Below are 7,158 nucleotides of genomic sequence, written 5' to 3'. Positions count from 1 at the left end.
GGGGCCGGCGAGTTTTTACATAGGCGGCGTCAAACAGTTTGGTCGCCGCGCGGGGAGGGGTGGGGATGTCACCCGGGACCTCGGCGCGGGAAGATCAGCACGGACGAGGGAGGGTGTTCTCAGCACCCTCCCTTTTTCTTTGTGTGCACGAGTATCTCGTGTCCCGGCGCTGCGGAGCAGCGTGAAGGACGCTGCACCGCGTCCGGGACACGAGTCATGAATTCAGTTCACTCGAGAGATCGCGCCAGTCCGGATTGAGCTTCTCGATCAAGTCGATCTTCCACGCTCGCCGCCAGCGCTTTAACGAGTGCTCTCTTGCGCGCGCTTCAAGGATGGAATCGAACATCTCGAAATACACGAGTTGATCAACGCCGTATTGCCGTGTGAAACCGGGAACGAGCTTGGCTTTGTGCTCTGTCAATCGCCGCACCAGATTGTTCGTCACGCCGACATACAGCGTCCCGTTCCGCTTGCTCGCGAGAATGTAGACGAAGAACGGCCCGCCCATCTGCTCTCGTGCCCCGGATGCAGTGCAGCGCGCCGCGCAAGCGGCGTGGTGCACTGCTAAGCCGGGGCCCAGTCTATTGGCGAGAATGCCGCGATGCCAAGTCCTGGGTCCCGGCTCTGCGGTGCACCACCAAGAGGTGCTGCACCGCGTCCGGGACGCGAGAACGGCGTTTGTGCCCTTGCACAGTTGGGCCAAGCCGCCTATTGGGGCGCAATCGCTCCCGTGAGCCGCTTGCTTCAGGTCTTGAGCCCTTGGAATCTCCGCCAGAATTGTCGCAGGACAGCCCGCGCGAACCGATCCTGACGCTGCCCCGCGCGCTGACCGCCTATGTGCTGCTGATTGCGGTCATTCACCTGCGCGTGCTGCTGCCGCCCGAGCTGGAATACTGGACCGTCGAGATGTTCGGATTCATTCCGAAACGCTACGATTCCACGCCGCTGGCGCTGACCTTTCCGGGCGGCGCCGGCGCCAGGATCTGGACCTTCGTCACCTATTCATTGCTGCACGCCAATCTCAGCCATATCGGTTTCAATGTGTTGTGGCTGCTGCCGTTCGGCAGCGCGTTGGCGCGCCGCTTCGGCGCATTGCGGTTTTTCGCCTTCATGGCCGTAACCGCCGTGGCCGGGGCGCTGGCGCATCTCGTCACTCATGAGCATGCGACCGCGCCGATGATCGGCGCTTCGGCGTCGGTGTCTGGCGCGATGGCGGCCGCGATCCGCTTTGCCTTCGTGCAGGGAAGCTTCCTGTCGTTCAGCCGCGGCGATGCCGACGCGGCGGCGCGCGTGCCGGCGCTTTCGCTGCTGCGCGCCTTCCGCGATCCGCGCGTGCTCGGCTTTCTCGCGGTCTGGTTCGGCGTCAACATCATCTTCGGCGTCGGATCGATCGCGATCGGCGCCGACGGCGGCAGCGTTGCCTGGCAGGCGCATATCGGCGGATTTCTGGCAGGGCTGGTGTTGTTTTCGCTGTTCGATCCGGTCCCGCGCGCGCCAGCCGATAGATTCCCCGTCCAGGATCGCGGCTGATCGTCGCTTGCGGCGCAACGCGATTTCATTCATCATTGCCGATCTGTGTAGCCGGGCTTGAGCCCGCAAACGTGCTTAATCGCCGTGCTTGTCCAACGCGCCTGCAACGAATTCGGCGCTGGGCTGTTGATTGAAGACTCAAGGAAACAAAGATCGCGCTCGCTCAGGGCGCGATCGGCTTCAGGGAGACGACAATGACGGTACGTGCAATCCTCGATACCAAGGGCCATCAGATCCAGAGCGTCGAGCCGGACGCCAGGCTCTCGGCTGCGATCAAGATTCTGGCGGATCGGAAGATCGGCGCCGTGCTGGTGATGAGCAAAGGCCGTATCGAGGGCATCCTGTCGGAGCGCGACATCGTGCGCGTGCTCGGCGATCGCGGCGCCAGCGTGCTGGAAGAGCCGGTCAGCGCCGTGATGACCCGCAAGGTCATCAGCTGCAGGCAGTCCGATACGGTCGCCGCGATCATGGAAATGATGACGCTCGGCAAGTTCAGGCATCTGCCGGTGGTCGAGGAAGGCATGGTGGTCGGCCTGATCTCGATCGGCGACATCGTCAAGTGGCGGGTCCACGAATTCGAGATGGAGCAGGAAGCGCTCCAGAACTACATCAAGACCGCCTGATCCAGCCCCGCTGTCACGGCGTCTTGTCGATGACAGCCCCCGGCTCGCCTGGAACCGGCGCCAGCATGTGGATGGCCTCCTGGATGGAGTCGATGGCGCGCTCGGCGGAGCGTGCGCCGTGGGCAATCAGATCCTCGGCGTGGTGGAAATCGAACCAGCCGATTTGGCCGACGCGGGGCGTGATCAGCAGATCCGGCGGATCGCCGGCAAGGCGCGCGCGGGTGATGCGATCCTGCATGATGTTGAACGCATCGACCATGACCGAGGAGATACCCGGCCGTCCAGCGCTACCGAAGAACTCGCGTTTCATGGTGCGCTCGGCGGAAAACAACCGGCCGAACCCGCGTTTCGGCGACGCCGGCTCGACCACGGTCTCGGGCGCCGCGGGTGTCGGACCGTGGGCATAGATCGTCGTGGAGAAGATATCACTGCAGAGATTGGCGGCGATCACGATTTCCGCTCCCAGCGCGCGCGCGGCCGACACCGGCACCGGATTGACCAGCGCGCCGTCGACCAGCCAGCGATCGCCAACCAGGACGGGTGAAAAAATCCCGGGCAGCGCGTAGGAGGCGCGCATCGCATCGACCATGCGACCGCGGGTGAGCCAGATCTCGTGGCCGGTGCGGACTTCGGTCGCCACGGTCGCAAATTTCAATGGCAGGTCCTCGATCAGGGTCGGGCCGATTGCGGCTTCCAGCTGCGACGCCAACCGGTCACCGCCGATCAGTCCGGAGCCGTTGAGGCGGATGTCGAGATAACCGAGAATATTGCGCGGCTGCAGGCCGCGCGCCCATTGCTCCAGCGGATCGAGCTGCCCGGCGGCATAGGCGCCGCCGACCACCGCGCCGATCGAGGTGCCTACCACGACATTGGGAACGATGCCGTGGGCCAGCAAGGTCCGGAGAATGCCGATATGGGCGAAGCCGCGCGCAGCGCCGCCACCCAGCGCCAATCCGATGACCGGCCGCCTGGTACTGCCGAGCCCGACTTTGTCCTGGTCCTCGGCGCCGCGTCCGATCAAACTCTTCAGCACCTGACACTCCCTGGCGACAAAGACTCTTCGCAAGGCACTTCGCTATCACTTCCAGCCCATCGAGAGCTCAATAGGCATAGTTCATGCCGCGGGCCAGATTGCGACGGGATCGCGGCCTCGTGGGAACACTGGATTAACTCTGGGGCATTTTTTGGGTTCCATAGCGGGAACATCCTGCGAACGGTTCGCCGCAGGCTTGAATTTGCCGCGTTTTCAGTGAAAAGCATCTTCATGACATCAGGGGATAAAGGGATTGCTGGTTCCGGGAGGGGCGGACGCCTGTTTCCGGTGCTTGCGCTTGCCGCAATTCTGGCAGCCGCGCCTTTTGCCCCTGCTTCGGCTCAGATGTTCAGCGACCGGCCGCCGCCGGTGCCGCCGGCCTCGGTTCCGGAGGCGCCTTCCGGACCGGCGATGAATCTGGCTCCGCCATCCGGTCCGGCGTCGACTCCGATTTTGCCCGCGCCGTTGACGCAGCCGGCGATCGCCGCGGTGCCGCCGGTGGTTCCGCCGCCGGGTGCATCGACCGCCGGCCAGGCCGTACTGTCGCTGACGGCGCGCTACGGCAAGGACCTGCCGGTCATCAGCAACGGACTGGTGTGGCGGGTGTTCGCCGACAAGCCCGATGAGACCGGCGTTTTCAAACTGATCCGCGAGGAACGCGGCGCCACGCCCAACATCGTGCTGCCGCCGGGCGGCTACGTCGTCCATGTCACGATGGGTCTGGTCAGCGCGGTGCGGCCGGTGATGCTGAAGTCCGAGACCGACCGCGAATCCTTCGTGCTTCCGGCAGGCGGCTTGCGCATCGAGGGCCGCGTCGGCACCACCCGGATTCCACCGAACCAGATTTCCTTCGCGCTCTACAAGGGCAGCCAGTTCGATAGCGGCGAACGCGCCTCGCTGGTGCCGAACGTCGCCGCCGGCGACGTCGCGCTGTTGACCGAGGGCACCTACTACATCATTTCAAATTACGGCGACGCCAACTCCGTGGTGCGTTCGGATATCCGCGTTCAGGCCGGCAAGCTGACCGACGTGGTCATCACCCATCGCGCCGCGGTGATTACCCTGAAGCTGGTCAGCGACAAGGGCGGCGAGGCGCTGGCAAACACCGCATGGTCGGTGATCACACCGGGCGGTGACGTCATCAAGGAATCGATCGGCGCATTCCCGCGCGTCGTGCTGTCCGAAGGCGAATATCGCGCCATCGCCAAGAACGAGGGCAAGGTGTTCGAGCGTTCGTTCAACGTCGTCAACGGCGTCGACGGCGAGGTCGAGGTCGTCGCGCGCTAGATCAGCGTCTCGCGATGTCATCCGACTGTCATGGTCGCTAACGCGGACTAACCATCGAAACACTTAGAACTGTCATAATCGCCGGATCGGCGTACCGCTCCCGCAATTTTCACACCGCGTTAAGCCCGCCTGCATTGGATGCGTTCGGGTTGAACATTCGCGCAGTGGGGAATGACATGATTGCGGTCAAGAATTCGTCCAAGAATTCGTCCAAGAACTCGTCCAAGAACTTGTCCGGCAAATCCATCGCCGAGATGTTCGATGACGTCCCGGTTCTGCAGCGCAAATGGCAGGCGGCGGTGCGGCCAGGCGAAGGGTTGCCACGCTACGAAGAAGTGATGCTGGGCAGCCTCGGGCGGCTGGCGGATCACATCGTCCTGCTGAAGAGCTGTCATGACACGCTCGAAGTGTCCCGCACCGGCCGCTACGCCCAGAAATGGCTCGGCGACGACCGCTGGGATATCCCCCTGACCGAGTTGCAGCCGGATTGCGCCACCGCGCTCAGCGAAGCCGCGACCAGCGCACTCCGGAACGGCCGTCCCTACCTGGCCGCGACGCACTGCGTGCGCAATGGTGTGGTCCAGACCTACGATATTCTGGCGCTGCCGACCTTCTCGCGCTGGGGCGGTACGCTGATCGGCGTCTACGTCAACGAACGGGGATTGCAGTATAATCTGCTGGATGCGATTTTCTCCACCACCGACGAAGGCGTCCTGTCGCTCGCGGCGATCCGCAATTCGGCCGGGCAGCCGTTCGATTTCCAGATCGTCCATCATAATCAGGGCGCGTCCCGGCTGCTGAAGCTGCCATCGACCGACCTGCTGTGGCACCGGCTCAGCGCCGGCGGAAACCTGCTTTGTTTGCCTGACGTGATCGAGCGGTTGCTCGACGTCATCAGGAGCGGCAACGGTCAGCAGTTCGAAATCGACAGCGATGATCGCAATCTGAAGCTGGGCGCGAGGGCGCTCGGCGACATTCTCTCGTTGACGGTGTCCGACGTCACGGCCCTCAAGCGGCGCGAAGCCTCGTTTCGCCTGCTGTTCGACAACAACCCGATGCCGATGTGGGTTTTCGATGCCGAGACCACCGGATTCATCAGCGTCAATGATGCGGCCGTGCAGCATTACGGATACAGCCGCGAGACGTTCCTGCGCATGAAGCTTCGGCAGATCTGGCCCGAAGATGAATGGGTGACTCACACCGAGGCCCTGCAGCAGGTCGGCGACACCTTTCATTCCGGCCGCAACTGGCGGCATCTCAAGGCCGATGGCAGCGAGATCCAGGTGCTGACATTTGGACGGCGCGTCGCGTTCGATGGCCGCGACGGCTTTCTCGTGGCTGTCGCCGACATCACCGAACGCCGCAAGGCCGAGGCCCGGATTGCCCATATGGCGCATCATGATGGCCTGACGAATCTGCCGAACCGCGAACTTTATCAGGATCGCCTCAGGCAGGCGCTGGAGCAGAGCCAGCCCGGCAACAAGCGGGTGGCGGTGTTGTGCGTCGATCTCGACCTGTTCAAGAACGTCAACGATTCGTTCGGCCATCCGATGGGCGACCGCTTGCTGAAGATGGTGGCGGAACGGCTGAGGTCGGAAGTTCGGGGCAGTAATCTGGTGGCGCGCCTTGGCGGCGACGAGTTTGCGATCGTGCTGGCGTCCGATGTCTCACCGAACGAGGCGAGCGATTATGCGACCCGGCTGATCAAGACCCTCAGCGCCCGTTATGACATGGACGGCATCGAGGTAGTCATCGGCGCCAGTGTCGGCATAGCGCTCTCGCCCGGCGATGGCGACACCAGCGAGGAGCTGATGCGCAACGCCGACATGGCGCTGTATCGCGCCAAATCGGACGGTGGCGGCGTTCACCGGTTCTTCGAAAGGGAGATGGACCGGCAGGCGCAGAAACGCCGCGACATGGAGCTCGATCTGCGTCGGGCCTTCGCCAATGGCGAATTTGAAGTTCATTATCAGCCGTTGGTCGATATCGCGGCGGACCGGATCAGCGGCTTCGAATCGCTGCTGCGCTGGCGCCACCCCGAAAAGGGCATGATCTCGCCGGCGGATTTCATCCCGGTTGCCGAGGATATCGGACTGATCGTCGCGCTGGGCGAGTGGGTGTTGCGCGAGGCCTGCACCGAGGCGGCGAAATGGCCTGGGGACGTCAAGGTCGCCGTCAACCTTTCGCCGGTGCAGTTTCGCAGTCGCAGCCTGGTTCAGGTGGTGATCTCGGCATTGGCGCGTTCCGGATTGTCGCCGTTGCGGCTCGAGCTCGAGATCACGGAGTCGCTGTTCCTGGCGGAGACCGAGGCCAATCTCGCGATTCTGCATCAGCTGCGCGAACTCGGCGTCAGCATTTCGATGGACGATTTCGGCACCGGCTATTCCAGCCTCAGCTATCTCAGAAGCTTCCCGTTCGACAAGATCAAGATCGACCGCTCCTTTATCAAGGATCTGGCGCAGCGCTCCGACTGCGTTGCGATCGTGCGGGCGATCTCCGGCCTCGGCCGCAGCCTCAGCATCACCACCACGGCCGAGGGAGTGGAAACCGTCGACCAGCTCAACTGGTTGCGGGCCGAAGGCTGCAACGAGGTGCAGGGCTTCCTGTTCAGCGCGGCGAGGCCCGCCGCCGAGATCGAAGCACTGCTGCTCAGGTTTGGCCGGCGCGCGTCGAAGGCGGCGTGAA

General features: G+C 63.5%; 6 protein-coding genes. 4 read left to right on the top strand and 2 right to left on the bottom strand.

Going from position 1 to position 7,158, the window contains the following annotated elements:
• Window positions 1-214: 214 nt before the first annotated feature.
• Complete coding sequence (locus Q7U29_RS10810) at window positions 215-508, bottom strand: GIY-YIG nuclease family protein (protein WP_304741204.1); 294 nt, start codon at window positions 506-508, stop codon at window positions 215-217.
• A 251-nt stretch (window positions 509-759) separates the two neighbouring features.
• Between Q7U29_RS10810 and Q7U29_RS10805 the strand changes: the two genes are divergently transcribed.
• Both Q7U29_RS10805 and Q7U29_RS10800 read left to right on the top strand, forming a co-directional pair.
• A complete protein-coding gene (locus Q7U29_RS10805; protein ID WP_304741202.1) occupies window positions 760-1,530 on the top strand; it encodes a rhomboid family intramembrane serine protease in 771 nt (256 codons plus the stop codon).
• A gap of 194 nt (window positions 1,531-1,724) precedes the next feature.
• Window positions 1,725-2,153 (top strand): CBS domain-containing protein, encoded by a 429-nt coding sequence (locus tag Q7U29_RS10800; protein ID WP_304741200.1) that lies wholly within the window; start codon window positions 1,725-1,727, stop codon window positions 2,151-2,153.
• Between the two features lie 13 nt (window positions 2,154-2,166).
• On the opposite strand, the gene Q7U29_RS10795 is transcribed toward Q7U29_RS10800, so the two are convergent.
• On the bottom strand, window positions 2,167-3,186 hold the full coding sequence (locus Q7U29_RS10795; protein ID WP_304741198.1) for a patatin-like phospholipase family protein: 1,020 nt from the start codon (window positions 3,184-3,186) through the stop codon (window positions 2,167-2,169).
• A 231-nt stretch (window positions 3,187-3,417) separates the two neighbouring features.
• Between Q7U29_RS10795 and Q7U29_RS10790 the strand changes: the two genes are divergently transcribed.
• Together Q7U29_RS10790 and Q7U29_RS10785 are read left to right on the top strand one after the other, a co-directional pair.
• On the top strand, window positions 3,418-4,473 hold the full coding sequence (locus Q7U29_RS10790; RefSeq protein ID WP_304741196.1) for a hypothetical protein: 1,056 nt from the start codon (window positions 3,418-3,420) through the stop codon (window positions 4,471-4,473).
• 254 nt (window positions 4,474-4,727) lie between these two features.
• Window positions 4,728-7,157 carry a putative bifunctional diguanylate cyclase/phosphodiesterase gene (locus Q7U29_RS10785; RefSeq protein ID WP_370691733.1) on the top strand — a complete coding sequence of 810 codons (2,430 nt, stop codon included), beginning with the start codon at window positions 4,728-4,730 and terminating at the stop codon, window positions 7,155-7,157.
• Window position 7,158: the final 1 nt, after the last annotated feature.

The organism is Bradyrhizobium sp. (genome assembly GCF_030654605.1).
GTDB lineage: Bacteria > Pseudomonadota > Alphaproteobacteria > Rhizobiales > Xanthobacteraceae > Bradyrhizobium.
This window is presented reverse-complemented; position numbering and strand designations above follow the sequence as displayed.

What these genes read in the sequence shown, in the direction of transcription:
- Q7U29_RS10810 (WP_304741204.1), bottom strand. Translation starts at nt 508, where the DNA reads ATGGGCGGGCCGTTCTTCGTCTACATTCTCGCGAGCAAGCGGAACGGG.
- Q7U29_RS10800 (WP_304741200.1), top strand. Translation starts at nt 1,725, where the DNA reads ATGACGGTACGTGCAATCCTCGATACCAAGGGCCATCAGATCCAGAGC.
- Q7U29_RS10790 (WP_304741196.1), top strand. Translation starts at nt 3,418, where the DNA reads ATGACATCAGGGGATAAAGGGATTGCTGGTTCCGGGAGGGGCGGACGC.
- Q7U29_RS10785 (WP_370691733.1), top strand. Translation starts at nt 4,728, where the DNA reads ATGTTCGATGACGTCCCGGTTCTGCAGCGCAAATGGCAGGCGGCGGTG.